Source organism: Streptomyces sp. NPDC058664 (assembly GCF_042716635.1).
GTDB lineage: Bacteria > Actinomycetota > Actinomycetes > Streptomycetales > Streptomycetaceae > Streptomyces.
Map to the genome: position 1 here is coordinate 101,352 of NZ_JBHXRW010000022.1, position 13,585 is coordinate 114,936.

15 protein-coding genes are annotated in these 13,585 nt (G+C 72.5%); 7 read left to right on the forward strand and 8 right to left on the reverse strand.

The window, feature by feature from the left end; genetic code table 11:
• Window positions 1–53: 53 nt before the first annotated feature.
• Window positions 54–917 carry a 3-methyl-2-oxobutanoate hydroxymethyltransferase gene (panB, locus tag ACFWUY_RS19675; protein ID WP_384109561.1) on the reverse strand — a complete coding sequence of 288 codons (864 nt, stop codon included), beginning with the start codon at window positions 915–917 and terminating at the stop codon, window positions 54–56.
• 430 nt (window positions 918–1,347) lie between these two features.
• Between panB and ACFWUY_RS19680 the strand changes: the two genes are divergently transcribed.
• Together ACFWUY_RS19680 and ACFWUY_RS19685 are read left to right on the forward strand one after the other, a co-directional pair.
• Entirely contained in the window at window positions 1,348–2,379 is a 1,032-nt protein-coding gene (locus ACFWUY_RS19680) for an endonuclease/exonuclease/phosphatase family protein (RefSeq protein WP_384109564.1), read from the forward strand.
• 104 nt (window positions 2,380–2,483) lie between these two features.
• Window positions 2,484–3,722 carry an MFS transporter gene (locus ACFWUY_RS19685; protein ID WP_384109571.1) on the forward strand — a complete coding sequence of 413 codons (1,239 nt, stop codon included), beginning with the start codon at window positions 2,484–2,486 and terminating at the stop codon, window positions 3,720–3,722.
• Here ACFWUY_RS19685 and ACFWUY_RS19690 read toward each other — a convergent pair.
• Window positions 3,685–5,448 (reverse strand): NAD+ synthase, encoded by a 1,764-nt coding sequence (locus ACFWUY_RS19690; RefSeq protein WP_384109574.1) that lies wholly within the window; start codon window positions 5,446–5,448, stop codon window positions 3,685–3,687. The two genes, ACFWUY_RS19685 and ACFWUY_RS19690, sit on opposite strands and share 38 nt — an antisense overlap.
• A 199-nt stretch (window positions 5,449–5,647) precedes the next feature.
• On the opposite strand from ACFWUY_RS19690, the gene ACFWUY_RS19695 reads away from it, so the two are divergent.
• Both ACFWUY_RS19695 and ACFWUY_RS19700 read left to right on the forward strand, forming a co-directional pair.
• Window positions 5,648–6,454, forward strand: coding sequence for a DUF998 domain-containing protein (locus ACFWUY_RS19695; protein ID WP_384109577.1), 807 nt, complete (start codon window positions 5,648–5,650; stop codon window positions 6,452–6,454).
• Window positions 6,451–7,290 carry an alpha/beta hydrolase gene (locus tag ACFWUY_RS19700; RefSeq protein ID WP_384109580.1) on the forward strand — a complete coding sequence of 280 codons (840 nt, stop codon included), beginning with the start codon at window positions 6,451–6,453 and terminating at the stop codon, window positions 7,288–7,290. The genes ACFWUY_RS19695 and ACFWUY_RS19700 overlap by 4 nt, the downstream gene beginning before the upstream one ends.
• Here the strand turns inward: ACFWUY_RS19700 and ACFWUY_RS19705 are convergent.
• The 4 genes from ACFWUY_RS19705 to ACFWUY_RS19720 all read right to left on the reverse strand — a co-directional run bounded on the left by ACFWUY_RS19705 (window position 7,275) and on the right by ACFWUY_RS19720 (window position 9,621).
• Window positions 7,275–7,694, reverse strand: a complete 420-nt coding sequence (locus tag ACFWUY_RS19705; protein WP_384109583.1) for a CBS domain-containing protein — start codon at window positions 7,692–7,694, stop codon at window positions 7,275–7,277. The genes ACFWUY_RS19700 and ACFWUY_RS19705 overlap by 16 nt on opposite strands.
• 126 nt (window positions 7,695–7,820) lie before the next feature.
• On the reverse strand, window positions 7,821–8,474 hold the full coding sequence (locus tag ACFWUY_RS19710; RefSeq protein ID WP_384109677.1) for a DUF305 domain-containing protein: 654 nt from the start codon (window positions 8,472–8,474) through the stop codon (window positions 7,821–7,823).
• A gap of 17 nt (window positions 8,475–8,491) precedes the next feature.
• The gene (locus ACFWUY_RS19715; RefSeq protein ID WP_384109586.1) at window positions 8,492–9,139 is read right to left on the reverse strand and encodes a DUF3105 domain-containing protein; all 648 of its coding nucleotides are present in this window, start codon (window positions 9,137–9,139) and stop codon (window positions 8,492–8,494) included.
• A gap of 74 nt (window positions 9,140–9,213) precedes the next feature.
• Entirely contained in the window at window positions 9,214–9,621 is a 408-nt protein-coding gene (locus ACFWUY_RS19720) for a hypothetical protein (RefSeq protein WP_384109589.1), read from the reverse strand.
• A 292-nt stretch (window positions 9,622–9,913) separates the two neighbouring features.
• Between ACFWUY_RS19720 and ACFWUY_RS19725 the strand changes: the two genes are divergently transcribed.
• The 3 genes from ACFWUY_RS19725 to ACFWUY_RS19735 all read left to right on the forward strand — a co-directional run bounded on the left by ACFWUY_RS19725 (window position 9,914) and on the right by ACFWUY_RS19735 (window position 12,530).
• On the forward strand, window positions 9,914–11,275 hold the full coding sequence (locus tag ACFWUY_RS19725) for a glutamine synthetase family protein (protein WP_384109592.1): 1,362 nt from the start codon (window positions 9,914–9,916) through the stop codon (window positions 11,273–11,275).
• Between the two features lie 66 nt (window positions 11,276–11,341).
• Window positions 11,342–11,986 carry a hypothetical protein gene (locus ACFWUY_RS19730; RefSeq protein WP_384109595.1) on the forward strand — a complete coding sequence of 215 codons (645 nt, stop codon included), beginning with the start codon at window positions 11,342–11,344 and terminating at the stop codon, window positions 11,984–11,986.
• 49 nt (window positions 11,987–12,035) lie between these two features.
• The gene (locus ACFWUY_RS19735) at window positions 12,036–12,530 is read left to right on the forward strand and encodes a GNAT family N-acetyltransferase (protein WP_384109600.1); all 495 of its coding nucleotides are present in this window, start codon (window positions 12,036–12,038) and stop codon (window positions 12,528–12,530) included.
• Window positions 12,531–12,552: 22 nt separating this feature from the next.
• On the opposite strand, the gene ACFWUY_RS19740 is transcribed toward ACFWUY_RS19735, so the two are convergent.
• Complete coding sequence (locus ACFWUY_RS19740; RefSeq protein WP_384109605.1) at window positions 12,553–12,984, reverse strand: VOC family protein; 432 nt, start codon at window positions 12,982–12,984, stop codon at window positions 12,553–12,555.
• 10 nt (window positions 12,985–12,994) lie between these two features.
• Entirely contained in the window at window positions 12,995–13,495 is a 501-nt protein-coding gene (locus ACFWUY_RS19745; RefSeq protein WP_384109609.1) for a pyridoxamine 5'-phosphate oxidase family protein, read from the reverse strand.
• Window positions 13,496–13,585: the final 90 nt, after the last annotated feature.

Sequence of the window (13,585 nt, forward strand, 5' to 3'; positions counted from 1 at the left end):
GATGTCGGCGGGCTGTCGGCCTCTTCGGTGGAACCGCGATGGACTGGTGGGAGCTAGTGGAAGGTGTGCTCCTCGGCGGGGAACGACCCGCCGCTGACGTCCTCGGCGAAGGCGCGCGCGGCGTCGCCGAGCGTCTCGCGGAGGTTGGCGTACTGCTTGGTGAAGCGCGGGACCTTGCCGCCGGTCAGGCCGGCCATGTCGGTCCAGACGAGGACCTGGGCGTCGGTGCCGGCGCCCGCGCCGATGCCGATGGTCGGGATGTGCAGCGAGCGGGTGACCTCGGCGGCCAGCTCGGCCGGTACGAGCTCCAGGACGACCGCGAACGCGCCCGCGTCCTGCGCCGCCTTGGCGTCGCGGAGCAGCTTGTGCGCGGCCTCGTCGGAGCGGCCCTGCACCCGGTAGCCCATGGTGTTCACGGACTGCGGGGTCAGGCCCAGGTGGGACATGACGGGGATGCCGGCCTGGACGAGCAGCTCGGTCTGCGGCAGCGAGCGCTCGCCGCCCTCCAGCTTGATCGCGCCGACGCCGGCGTCCTTGACGAGCCGGGTGGCGTTGCGCAGGGCCTGGACGGGCCCTTCCTGGTACGAGCCGAAGGGCAGGTCGCCGACGACGAGGGCGCGCTTCGTGCCCCGGACGACGGCGGCGGAGAGGAACGTCATCTCGTCCATCGTGACCGGCACGGTGGTCTCGTAGCCGAGGTGGCAGTTGCCCATGGAGTCGCCGACGAGGATCACCGGGATGCCGGCCTCGTCGAAGACGGAGGCGGTCATCGCGTCGTAGGCGGTGAGCATGGGCCACTTCTCGCCGCGGGTCTTGGCGGCGGCGATGTCGTGGACGGTGATGCGGCGCGTGCCCTTGCCGCCGTACAGCGCCTTGCTGCTGTCGGCGGGCGTTTTCGGGGCAGCCTGAAGCGTCATGGTGAAGCTCCTTGTGTCATCTCGAGGCGCCCTGACGGCGTCCCCGGACCACATCCATGGTGGCACTTCGCCGGGCGGGCGGGGAAGTGGGCGGGAGTGGCGCTGTTCACACCGGCGCGTCGCGGCGGCCGACGACCGCGGCGGTACGGCGCCGTCCGCCCGGCGGTACGGCCAGGCCCGCCCGGCGCCGTCCTCGCGGCGGTACGGCGAGGCCCGTCCGGCGTCGTCCGCCCGGCGTGTCCGTACGGCATCGGCCGGATCCGCTCGAATGTGCGCGTTCTGTCACAGCCCGCCCACCCCCGTCACCTGCGGGAACCCGCCACGCCACCGGTGTCGTCCTTCGGGGCGTACGCCGGACCCGTCATCCCCTAGGGTCGACACCGGGTCACGGAGCAGGACCGGCAAGGCAGCAAGGCAGTGAGGACAGGCGATGGCGCGGGTGGACATGACGGAGACCGAGCAGGACGGCCGACGGAACGAAGGCTCCGGTTCCCGCCTCGGGACCGCCCTCGACCGGCTCCGCCACGACCGCGGGATCTGGCGCCGCGGCGTCCTGATCGCCCTCTGCGCGGTGGCCCTCACCCTGCTGATGGTCTTCCACGCCGAGATCCCCAACCGGATCGGCAACCTCGGCAGCCTGACCGAGACCTTCCTGCCCTGGCTCGGCCTGTTCGTGCCGCTCCTGCTCGTCCTCGCCCTGCTGCGCCGCTCCGCCACCGCCCTGATCGCCCTGCTGCTGCCCGCCGTGGTGTGGCTCAACATCTTCGGCGGGCTCGTCGCCGACAAGTCGGCCGCCGGCGGTGACCTGACCGTCGCCACCCACAACGTGAACGCGGACAACCCGGACCCCGAAGGCACGGCCCGGCAGCTCGCCGCGTCCGGCGCCGACGTCCTGGCCCTGGAGGAACTGAAGGGCGACGTGGTCCCGGCGTACGAGCGGGGCCTGGCGGAGACGCATCCGTACCACTCCGTCCAGGGCACCGTCGGGCTGTGGAGCAAGCTGCCCCTGCGCGCCGCGCAGCCGGTCGACATCCGGATGGGCTGGACCCGCGCCATGCGGGCCACCGTCGTCACCCCGCAGGGCGAGGTGGCCGTGTACGTCGCCCACCTGCCGTCCGTCCGGGTCAAGCTGAACGCCGGCTTCACCGCCAGCCAGCGCGACGTCAGCGCCGACGCCCTCGGCGAGGCCATCTCCGACGACCCGCACGAGCGGGTCGTCCTCCTCGGCGACCTCAACGGCACCATGAACGACCGCGCGCTCAACGCCGTCACCTCGCAGCTCCGCTCCACCCAGGGCGCGGCCGGCGACGGCTTCGGCTTCAGCTGGCCGGCCTCGTTCCCGATGGCCCGCATCGACCAGATCATGGTCAAGGGCATCGAGCCGATGTCGTCCTGGGCCCTCCCGGAGACGAAGAGCGACCACCTCCCGATCGCCGCCCGCGTGAAGCTCGACGTCCCCTAGGGCCCCGGCCGAAACCTTCCCTTCATCCCCCGGAAGCCGCCGGGAAGAAAACACCTGAGACTCTTTGTTCCGACAAAGAACTAACTGTCGGAAAGGCTCTCACCATGCCCCTGGCGCTGCTCGCGCTGGCCGTCTCCGCCTTTGGCATCGGCACCACCGAATTCGTGATGATGGGCCTGCTCCCCCAGGTCGCCGACGATCTCGGCACCTCCGTCCCCACCGCCGGGTACCTCGTCTCGGCGTACGCGATCGGCGTCGTCCTCGGCGCCCCGCTGCTCGCCGCCCTCGGATCCCGCCTTCCGCGCAAGCGGATGCTGCTCCTCCTGATGGCCCTGTTCACCGTCGGCAACCTCGCCTCGGCGCTCGCCCCCGACTTCGGCTGGCTGGTCGCGGGCCGGGTCCTCGCCGGGCTCCCGCACGGCGCGTTCTTCGGCCTCGGCGCGGTTGTCGCCGCCCGGCTGGTGCGCGAGGACCGGCAGGCGCGGGCGGTGGCCACCATGTTCCTCGGCCTCACCGTCGCCAACGTCCTCGGCGTACCGGCCGCCACCCTGCTCGGGCAGCACCTGGGCTGGCGGGCCACCTTCCTCGTCGTCTCCGCCATCGGCCTGCTCGCCATGGCCGCGCTCGCCCGTCTCGTGCCGCACGTCCCCGCGGACGAACGGCAGAGCCTGGGCCGCGAGGTGCGCGCCCTCGGCCGCCCGCAGGTCCTGCTGGGGCTCCTCACCGCCGTATTCGGCTTCGCGGGCGTCTTCGCCGTCTACTCGTACCTGGCCTCGATGACCACCGAGGCGATGGGCTTCGGCGACTCCACCGTCACGATCGTCCTCGCCCTCTTCGGCTTGGGCATGACCGGCGGGGCGCTCGCGGCGGGACCGCTGACCGACCGGGCGCTCCGCCCCACCCTGTACGGCTCGCTCGCCGCCCTCGTCCTCGCCCTGGTCGCTTTCCGCTTCACCGTCCACGTGCCCTGGCTGGCCCTGGTCACGGTGGTGGTGCTCGGCGCGGTCGGGTTCATGACGACCACCCCGCTCCAGATGCTGGTCATGAACAAGGCCAAGGACGCGCCCACGCTCGCCTCCGCCTCCAACCACTCCGCCTTCAACCTGGCCAACGCGGGCGGCGCCTGGGCGGGCGGGGCCGCCGTCGCCGCCGGCTGGGGGTGGACCTCGCCGACCCTCGTCGGCGCGGCGCTCACGGTGGTGGGCCTGGCGGTCGCGGTGGTGGCGGGCCTGCTCGACCGCCGTACTCCGGAGGGGACCTCCCGCGTCGTCGCGGGAAGCCCCCTCAAGACGGCCGGGGCGGAGGTCAGCCCGGCAGCGGCGTCTCCCGCCAGCGGTTCGTGATCGGCAGGCGCCGGTCCTTGCCGAAGCCCTTGGCCGAGATCTTCGTGCCCGGCGGGTACTGGCGCCGCTTGTACTCGGCGGCGTCCACCATCCGCAGCGTCCGCGTCACCAGCTCCTCGTCGAAGCCCGCCGCCACGATCGCGTCCTTGCCCTGGTCCTGGTCCACGTACAGGGCGAGGATCGCGTCGAGGACGTCGTAGTCCGGCAGCGAGTCCGTGTCGACCTGGCCGGGCCGCAGTTCGGCGCTGGGCGGCTTGGTGATCGAGCTCTCCGGGATCGGCGGGACCTGGCCGCGCTCCTCGGCCGCCCGGTTCCGCCAGCGCGCGAGCCGGAACACGCTCGACTTGTACACGTCCTTGATGGGGCCGAACGCGCCGACGGAGTCGCCGTACAGCGTCGAATATCCCACCGCCAGCTCGGACTTGTTGCCCGGCGCGAGGACGATGTGGCCCTCCTGGTTGGAGATCGCCATCAGCGTCGTGCCGCGCAGCCGCGACTGGAGGTTCTCCTCCGCGAGGCCGGTGAGGCCGAGCGCGCCCATGTACGCGTCGAACATCGGCTCGATCGACACGGTGCGGAAGTTCAGCCCGGTGCGACGGGCCAGCTCGGCCGCGTCGCCGCGCGAGTGCTCGGAGGAGTACTTCGAGGGCATCGAGACCCCGTACACGTTCGCCGCGCCGAGCGCGTCGCAGGCGACGGCCGCCACGAGCGCCGAGTCGATGCCACCGGAGAGGCCGACGAGCACCGAGCGGAAACCGTTCTTCGCGACATAGGCGCGCACCCCGATCACCAGGGCGGAGTACACCTCCTCGTCGTCGTCGAGCCGGTGCGCGTACCCGCCCGTCAGCTCCGGCTCGTACGCGGGCAGCGGCTTGTCGGAGAGCACCACCCGGTCGATCCGCAGCCCGTCGTCGACCGGCCCTTCGGGCGCGTCCGGCTCGGCCGCCGGCAGGTCCAGGTCGACGATCACGCTGCCCTCGACGAACTGCGGGGCCCGCGCGATCACCTCGCCCGCCGCGTCCACGACGATCGAGTCCCCGTCGAAGACCAGGTCGTCCTGACCACCCGTCATCGCCAGGTAGGCGGTGACGCAACCGGCCTCCCGCGCCCTCGCGCGGACCAGTTCGAGACGGGTGTCGTCCTTGTCCCGCTCGTACGGCGAGGCGTTCACGGACAGCAGCAGCCCGGCCGCCGCGCTGCGCGCCGCCGGCACCCGGCCGCCGTCCTGCCACAGGTCCTCGCAGATCGCCAGGGCCACGTCGACGCCGTGGACCCGTACGACTGGGAGGGTGTCACCCGGCACGAAGTAGCGGTACTCGTCGAAGACGCCGTAGTTCGGCAGGTGGTGCTTGGCGAAGCGCAGCACCACCTCGCCCCGGTGCAGCACGGCGGCGGCGTTCTCGGGGGAGCCGGCCGGCCGGCCGAGCCGGGGCTCGGCCTGATCGGAGCGGTCCAGGTAGCCGACGACGACCGGCAGCTCCCCGAAGCCCTCGTCGGCGAGCCGGCGGGCGAGGGCGTGCAGGGCCGCCCGGGACGCCTCGACGAAGGAGGTGCGCAGCGCGAGGTCCTCGACGGGGTATCCGGTCAGCGCCATCTCGGGGAACGCGACGAGATGCGCGCCCTGTCCGGCGGCGTGCCGGGTCCAGTGCACGATCGCCTCGGCGTTCCCGGCGATGTCTCCGACGGTCGAGTCGATCTGATTGAGGGCGAGGCGTAGTTGAGGCACCCGCCCAGTGTAATCGTCAGACCGACGTTATGTCCTGGGGTACGGGCTCCGCGTCCCGGAACCCCGACGTGCGCGGCGCCCGCACTCCGTCGATCATGGCCCCATGACGACCACGACGGACGAACCGGCGGAGCCGGACGCGGCCGGTTCCGCCCCGACCGCCGGCAACTCCCGGGCGCGCCGTGGCGTCTGACCCACCATGTCCGGAACGGTGACGCGGGTCTCGGCCGCCCTGCCGGCCCTCGGCGCGCTCGTGTACACCGCCTGGGTCCTCGAAGTCGTCCTCGGGACCGGGCTCGATCCGGTCAGGGCGTACGTCTCCGAACTCGCGGCGGCGGACCAGCCGTTCGGCGGCCTGTTCCGGTCGACGGACCTGGCGGCGGGACTCCTCGTCCTGGCGGGTGCGGCGACGGGGCTCGCGGGCGCGGTGACGGGGTACGCGGGAGGAGCGGCGACGGGGCCTGTCGGCGCGGCCACGGGGCCGGTGGGGACACGACGGCGGTACGGGAAGGGGTCCCGCGCCGGCGGGGCCCGGTTCCGTGAGCCCTGGGCCCTCGCCGGCTGGGGCGCGCTCGCCGTCTTCGGGGCCGCCACCGCCGCCGACTCGCGCCTTCCGCTCAGCTGCGCCCCGACCACCGACCCCGCCTGCGCGGCGCGCGAGGCCGCCGGCCTCGTGCCCGCCACCCATACGGCCCATGCCGTCAGTTCCGGCCTCGCCATGACCGGCGCGCTCGCCGCCATGATCGCCCTGACCGTCGCCGCCCGCCGCTACGGCCGCCTGCGGCCCCTCGCCCGTACCGGACCGGTCCTCGTCGTCCTGGAGCTGGCCGCCACCGGCTGGACCCTGGCCGCCGTCGCCGCCCTCGAGGCGGGGAAGGGCAACTGGGCGCTCGGCGCGGGCCAGCGGCTCCAGGTGCTCCTGGTGGCGGTGTGGCTCGCGGTCCTCGCGTACTCCCTCGCCACCACCCCCGCCCCGGCCACGGCCACCGCCACGGAGGAACGATGACCCTCTTCGTACGGGCCGGGGGCGTGGCCCACCACGTCGCCGTCGACGGCTCGGGACCCGTCTGCGTCCTGAGCGCGGGACTCGGCCTGAGCTGGTTCGACTGGGACCCGGTCGTCCCGCTCCTCGCCCCGCACCGGACCGTCGTCCGCTTCGACCGCCCCGGGCACGGCCTCTCCGGGCCCGCCACCGTCCCGTCCACCGCCGCCGGCGAGGCCCACCGGATCGCCGGTCTCCTCGACGCCCTCGGGCTCCCCGGGCCGGTCACCGTCGTCGGGCACTCGATCGCCGGGTTCCACGCGGAGGCCTTCGCCCGGCTCCATCCCGCCAGGGCCGCCGCCCTCGTCCTCGTCGACTCCTCGGTGGAGGAGCGCCCCCGCCCCGGCCGCACGACCGCCGTGGCCCGCCTCCTCGGTACCGTCCTGGGCGCCGCCGGGGTACCGGCCGCGCTCGGCCCGGCGGCCCGCCGCGCGGCCGTACGCCACTCGTCCGTACGCCGCGACCCCGACCCGGCCCCCGCCGACCTCGTCCGCCGCGTCTACCGCACCTCACGCGTCCTGCGCGGCACCCTCCTGGAGAACGCCCGCTACGGAGCCGTCGCCGCCGAACTCCTCGACCTGCGCGACCACCACCCCCTCCCGCCCGGTCTCCCCGTCACCGTCCTCGCCGCCCCCGACGGCTCCGCCCGCTGGGAACGGCGCCAGCGCGCGCTGGCCCGGCGGCTCGGCGCCCGCTACGAGGCGGCCGAACCGTCGGGCCATCTGGTCATGCTGGACCGCCCGGACGCGGTGGCCCGGGCGGTGCTGCACCCGGGCCGACCGGGTCAGGAAGTGGCGTAGACGCTCGTACAGAACGCCTTGATCTGCTCGTCCGACAGGTGCTGCGCCAGATCGGCCTCGCTGATCATGCCGACGAGCCGCTTGTCCTCGATGACGGGGAGGCGCTTGATCTGGTGGCTCTGCATCTCCTCCAGGACGGCGGACACGTCCGCGTCCGCCTCGACCCAGCGCGGGGTGCCCTTCGCCATCTCGCCACAGGTGATCTTCGCCGGGTCGTGCCCCATGGCCACACAGCCGACGACGATGTCGCGGTCGGTGAGGATGCCGCAGAGCCGTTCGTTCTCGTCGGCGATGGGCAGCGCGCCCACGTTCATCTCGCGCATCAGCTGCGCGGCGCGGTCGAGCGTCTCGTGTGCCGGGATCCACCGGGCCCCGGGGTGCATGATGTCCTTCGCCGTGGTCATGAGGTGCGTACCTTTCGTTAAACGTAGTCACCCTTGTGTCCCCGAGCAGACTCATTCTCGGCGCACGGCACGGCCCCCGCGACCGCAGCGGGTCACGGGGGCCGAAGGTCACCGGCTCGAGGCGGCTCAGGCGGTGGCGCCGCGCTTCCTCAGCATGTCCGCCATCAGCAGGATCTCGGACTCCTGCGCGTCGACCATGCCCTGGGCGAGGTCGCGCTCGGTCTCCACGGAGCACCGCTGGACACAGCCCTCGGCCATGTGGACCCCGCCCCTGTGGTGCTCGGTCATGAGCTTCAGGTACAGGATCTCGGCCTCGCGGCCGCTCGCCTTCCGCAGTTCGTCCATCCGCGCGTTGGTCGCCATGCCCGGCATGAGCGCCCCGTCGAGCGGACCGGTGCCGCCCGAGCCGCCCATGTCCATCCAGGTCATCGGCTCGACGCCGGACTGCACCTTGGGCAGCCCCCACAGGTCGAGCCAGCCGAGCATCATGCCCCGCTGGTTGGCCTGGGTGTTGGCGATGTCGTACGCCAGGCGGCGCACCGCCTCGTCCTGGGTGCGGTCCCGGACGATGAACGACATCTCGACGGCCTGCTGGTGGTGGACGGACATGTCCCGGGCGAAGCCGGCGTCCGCCGAGGTGGTGGAGGGCGTACGCGGTGCCTCCTCGCGCTCGGCGGAGGCGACGGTGACGGCGCCCCCGGCGAAGAGCAGAGCGAGCGCGACGGCGGTGACCGCCGCCCACCGCGTCCGGTCCGGCCGCCGGGCCGGGGGAGGCGTCAGGAGGTCCTCGTCGTCGCTCACTGGTCGAGCCCGCCGGTGCAGGCCGCGCCGGGCTCGGGGGTCTGCTTCCCCTGGACGTACTTGGTGAAGAAGGCGTCGATCCGCGGGTCCTCGGCGTTGTCCACGGTCACCTGCTTGCCCCAGGCGGACAGCATGATGGCCCCGGCCTGGTCGTCCACGGGGCTCATCAGCGTGTACTTGGTCTTGCCGACCTTCTCCTCCAGCGACTTCACGTCGTCGGCGTCGGCCTTCTTGTTGTAGGTCACCCAGACGGCGCCGTGCTCGAGCGAGTGCACGGCGTTCACCTCGGAGATGGCCTTCTTGTAGACCACGCCGTCGCAGTTCATCCAGACCGGGTGGTGGTCACCGCCGACCGGCGGCTTCATGTCGTACTTCACGGCCGTCTCGACGTGGTTGCGGCCGAGCTTCGCCGCGTCCCAGGACTTCTCGGCGGCGATGGGAGCCTTCGCGGCGGCTTCCTTCTGGTCCTGCTCGTCGGACTTCTTCATCAGCACGAAGGTGCCGAAGCCGACGAGGCCGAGGACGACGACCCCGGAGACGCCGATGGTGATCAGACGGTTGCGGCGCTCACGGGCCTGCTCGGCGCGGCGCATCTCCTCTATTCGGGCGCGGCGGTCGGCGTTGGCGGAGCGGTTGGCGGCCATGGTGATGTCGTCCTTCTTCGGGGGGTGGGGTGGAGTTCGGGGGTGGACGTGCGGGGGCGGGACGCCCGCCGCCGTCACGTCCGGAGAACTTGAAGGACGTGCAGGTCCGGCGCGCGCGGCTGGGCGCGGGCCCGGTGGGCCCGGCCGTCACCGGACGGCGGGTCGGGACGCGGCGCACCGGCCTCCGCGTGCGGCGGCGGGTCGAGCGGGGGCGTGCCGAGCACCGCGGGGGAGAGGGAGGGGAAGAGGGAGCAGCCGCCGCGGTCGTACGGGCAGACGTACTCGCTCACGCCGGCGCGGCTCACGGCGGTGCCGCTCACGCCGGCGCCGTTCACGGCGGCGGGGGCCGTCCGCGCGACCCGTTCGGCGGCGGCCCGCTCGGCGGACTCCGCCCGGTGATGCGGGTCCCCGGACCCGGGACCCGCCCCCAGGCAGAAGAAGAGCGCGGCGAGGAGCGTCGCCACGGCACTCACCAGTGCCATGGGACGCGCGTGCCGGGACGGCCGTACGAGCCGTGGGGCCCCCATGGGCGCAGATCGTAGTGGGCGCGGGCCCTCCGTGGGCCGAACGGGGTACCACTCCGTACCGGCGGGGAGGTACCCGCCGGGCGAACGGACACCGGATCCGGCCGTTCCCGCGTTACCTGAGTCACACCCGGGCAGGCAGTATGGGTGTGCAACGTGCGCGAAACCATGTGGTGGGATGCTCAGGTGCCCCCCGATGTACCCGAGGCGGTGGGAGCAGGCGGCCTGACCAGCGAGGATGGGTGTGGAAATGGACAAGCAGCAGGAATTTGTGCTCCGTACGCTCGAGGAGCGCGACATCCGCTTCGTACGTCTGTGGTTCACCGACGTGCTCGGCTTCCTCAAGTCGGTGGCCGTGGCGCCCGCCGAACTGGAGCAGGCCTTCGACGAGGGCATCGGCTTCGACGGCTCCGCGATCGAGGGCTTCGCCCGCGTCTACGAATCGGACATGATCGCCAAGCCGGACCCGGGGACCTTCCAGATCCTGCCGTGGCGGGCCGAGGCCCCGGGCACGGCGCGGATGTTCTGCGACATCCTGATGCCGGACGGCTCGCCGTCCTTCGCGGACCCCCGGTACGTCCTGAAGCGGGCCCTGGCCAAGACCTCGGACCTGGGCTTCACCTTCTACACCCACCCCGAGATCGAGTTCTTCCTCCTGAAGGACAAGCCGCTCGACGGCAGCCGTCCCACTCCGGCGGACAACTCGGGCTACTTCGACCACACCCCGCAGAACGTGGGCATGGACTTCCGCCGGCAGGCCATCACGATGCTCGAGTCGATGGGCATCTCGGTGGAGTTCAGCCACCACGAGGGCGCCCCCGGCCAGCAGGAGATCGACCTCCGCTACGCCGACGCGCTCTCCACGGCCGACAACATCATGACCTTCCGCCTGGTCATGAAGCAGGTGGCCCTGGAGCAGGGCGTCCAGGCCACCTTCATGCCCAAGCCGTTCTCGGACTACCCCGGCTCGGGGATGCACACCCACCTGTCCCTCTTCGAGGGCGACCGGAACGCCTTCTACGAGTCGGGTGCCGAGTACCAGCTCTCGAAGGTGGGCCGCTCCTTCATCGCGGGCCTCCTGAAGCACGCGGGCGAGATCTCGGCCGTCACCAACCAGTGGGTCAACTCGTACAAGCGCATCTGGGGCGGCTCCTCCCGCACGGCCGGCTCGGGCGGCGAAGCCCCCTCGTACATCTGCTGGGGCCACAACAACCGCTCCGCCCTCATCCGCGTCCCCATGTACAAGCCGGGCAAGACGGGCTCCTCCCGCGTCGAGGTCCGCTCCATCGACTCGGGCGCCAACCCGTACCTGACCTACGCGGTCCTCCTCGCCGCCGGTCTCAAGGGCATCGAGGAGGGCTACGAACTCCCGGCGGGCGCCGACGACGACGTCTGGGCCCTCTCCGACTCCGAGCGCCGCGCGATGGGCATCGAGCCGCTCCCGCAGAACCTGGGCGAGGCGATCGCCCTGATGGAGAAGAGCGAACTGGTCGCGGAGACCCTCGGCGAGCACGTCTTCGACTTCTTCCTGCGCAACAAGAAGCAGGAGTGGGAGGAGTACCGCTCCGAGGTCACCGCCTTCGAGCTCCGCAAGAACCTGCCGGTGCTGTAGGCGCCACCCGCGTGAGGCCGGGGCCCGACGGTGTGCCGCCGTCGGGCCCCGCGCCACCATGGGCGCATGACCGACGGAATAGCCTGGCTCGCAGTCCCCCGATCGATCGCGTACGGCGGCTACAGCGTGGTGCTCGCACGCGGCCTGGACGCCGGGGAGCTGGCGACGAGGCTGGCCGGGGCCGTGTACGGGCCGCCGCGCACGGTGCTCCCGCTGGGCGAACTGACCGCCGGGGAGCTGATCGAGGCGCTGGAGGGCGAGGACGGGGACTACCCCGAGGAGGCGGCCCTGCGCCTCTTCGAGGACGGCGAGTGGGTCGTCGCCGTCATGTACGGCCTCTGGCAGGGCGAGTTCGAGGTCCTGACGCCCGTCTCGCGCGGTGGCGCCCACGTCTTCCACCTGGAGTTCGAGGAGGAGAACGGCAAGCCGGTGCCGCCGTACTTCGGTTACTTCCACGACGGGCGCGTCATGTGCTTCTTCAACCTCCACCTGGACTACTCGTGGGGCTACGACGGTGTGAGCGGGGAACCCGAAGTGGCCCGGCCCGTGCAGGAGTTGCTCACCGCCGCCGGTCTCCCCGGTGAGAACCTCCCGATGCGCGGCGCCCACCGCATCTCACTGGAGGTCCTCGAACGCCACTTCGGCCTCTCCCTGCCCCGTACGCGCATCCTGGACGAGGCGCTCCCCGCCGTGGTCCTGGAGACCGCCTGAGTCCGGGAATTGCGTTGCCCGGGGCCGGTGGGCCGTTCAGACTGCCCCGGTGAAGATCCCCTCCGCCGCCACCGAGCGGCTTCTGTTGCATCCGTTGAGCGTGGACGAGGCCGAGCGCGTCGTCGCCAGGGAACCCGGCGCCGGTGACCGCTGGGCGGAGGGGTACCCGCAGGACGGCGACGTCCGCGGGGTCACCGGGTTCCTGCGGGGGATCGCCGAGCGCGGCGATCCCGGGGTGTTCCGGGCGTACGAGATACGGCTCCCGGACAGCGGGGTCGTCGTCGGCGGCATCGGGTTCCACGGGCCGCCGGACGACCTCGGGGTCGTGACCGTCGGCTACGGGATCGTGCCGGGGGAGCGGGGCAAGGGGTACGCCTCCGAGGCGCTGCGGGGGCTCGTCGAGATCGCCCGGGTGGCCGGCGTCGCCGGGGTGAAGGGCGACGCCGACCTGGACAACCCGGCCTCGCACCGCGTGATGGAGGCCGCCGGGATGCGGTGCGTGGCGGAGGACGAGAAGCTCCGCCACTTCTACCGGGGGTTCTGACCCCCGGCGACAGCCGTCGCCCTCAGCGTTCCGACAGTTCCGACGGGGCCTCCTGGACCACCCAGCCGTTGCCGTCCGGGTCCTCGAAGGCCATGAACGAGTTCCAGGTGTCCCCCTTGCCGTCCTCCCAGCCCGTCGCGCCGACGTGCCGGATCGGGGTGACGTCGACCCCCCGGTCGAGCAGTTCCCGCCGTGCCGCCTCGATGTCCGTGACACAGAGCTGGAGGCCCTGGAGGCTGCCCGGTGCCATGTCCTTCGTGCCCGGCATCGACGGCATGCCGCTCAGCATGGCGATCGAACAGCGCGAGCCCGGCGGGGTCGCCTGGACGACGCGCATGCCGGGAGCCACCTCGTCGTCCAGGTCGATCTTGAAGCCGCACTTGTCGCCGTAGAACTCCTTCGCCCGGTCCAGGTCGGTGACAGGTACAGGGACGACTTCCAGGGTCCAGTTCATGGGGTTCTCCTCAGAAACGCCAGCGGGTCTGGCCGAAGGGGTCACCCTTGGCGAAGCCGAAGACCGTGCGGGGCGCGACCGCGAACACCAGGGCCGTACCACCGTCGCCCATGAACGCCCCGTCGCGCACGCCGAACCGCCAGTCCGGCCCGTACTTCTCCACGTACGCCTCCGCGAGCGCCGTCAGCCGGTCCTCGTCCGTCACCCGGGCCGCCTCGCCCTCGACCACCAGGTCGAAGCCCTCGCCGAGCGCGGGCGTGCCGGTGGTGAGGACCACCGACGGGTTGCCCTCCAGGTTGCGGGCCTTGCGCTCGTCGGGGCCGGTGCAGAAGTGGAGGGCGCCGTCCGACCAGACGGCGATCAGGGGAGTCACGTGCGGGCGGCCGTCCGGCCGTACGGTCGTCAGCCAGAAGACCTCGGCCGCCGAGAGCCGTGCGGCGGCGTCGGGCCAGGACGCCGGGACCGCTTTCGGGTCGCTGAAGCGGGGGTCGAGGGAAGTCCGCGGGTCCATCGCCGTTCCTTTCGCCGGGCCGGGAGGCCGTCCGGGAGGCACGTCGGCGCGCCCCTACCCGTACGACCCCCCGGAGCCCGCGAACTCATC

What these genes read in the sequence shown, in the direction of transcription:
- ACFWUY_RS19700 (WP_384109580.1), top strand. Translation starts at nt 6,451, where the DNA reads ATGACCCTCTTCGTACGGGCCGGGGGCGTGGCCCACCACGTCGCCGTC.
- ACFWUY_RS19745 (WP_384109609.1), bottom strand. Translation starts at nt 13,495, where the DNA reads ATGGACCCGCGGACTTCCCTCGACCCCCGCTTCAGCGACCCGAAAGCG.
- ACFWUY_RS19680 (WP_384109564.1), top strand. Translation starts at nt 1,348, where the DNA reads ATGGCGCGGGTGGACATGACGGAGACCGAGCAGGACGGCCGACGGAAC.
- ACFWUY_RS19730 (WP_384109595.1), top strand. Translation starts at nt 11,342, where the DNA reads ATGACCGACGGAATAGCCTGGCTCGCAGTCCCCCGATCGATCGCGTAC.
- ACFWUY_RS19725 (WP_384109592.1), top strand. Translation starts at nt 9,914, where the DNA reads ATGGACAAGCAGCAGGAATTTGTGCTCCGTACGCTCGAGGAGCGCGAC.
- ACFWUY_RS19720 (WP_384109589.1), bottom strand. Translation starts at nt 9,621, where the DNA reads ATGGCACTGGTGAGTGCCGTGGCGACGCTCCTCGCCGCGCTCTTCTTC.
- ACFWUY_RS19695 (WP_384109577.1), top strand. Translation starts at nt 5,648, where the DNA reads ATGTCCGGAACGGTGACGCGGGTCTCGGCCGCCCTGCCGGCCCTCGGC.
- panB (WP_384109561.1), bottom strand. Translation starts at nt 917, where the DNA reads ATGACGCTTCAGGCTGCCCCGAAAACGCCCGCCGACAGCAGCAAGGCG.
- ACFWUY_RS19685 (WP_384109571.1), top strand. Translation starts at nt 2,484, where the DNA reads ATGCCCCTGGCGCTGCTCGCGCTGGCCGTCTCCGCCTTTGGCATCGGC.
- ACFWUY_RS19705 (WP_384109583.1), bottom strand. Translation starts at nt 7,694, where the DNA reads ATGACCACGGCGAAGGACATCATGCACCCCGGGGCCCGGTGGATCCCG.
- ACFWUY_RS19715 (WP_384109586.1), bottom strand. Translation starts at nt 9,139, where the DNA reads ATGGCCGCCAACCGCTCCGCCAACGCCGACCGCCGCGCCCGAATAGAG.
- ACFWUY_RS19740 (WP_384109605.1), bottom strand. Translation starts at nt 12,984, where the DNA reads ATGAACTGGACCCTGGAAGTCGTCCCTGTACCTGTCACCGACCTGGAC.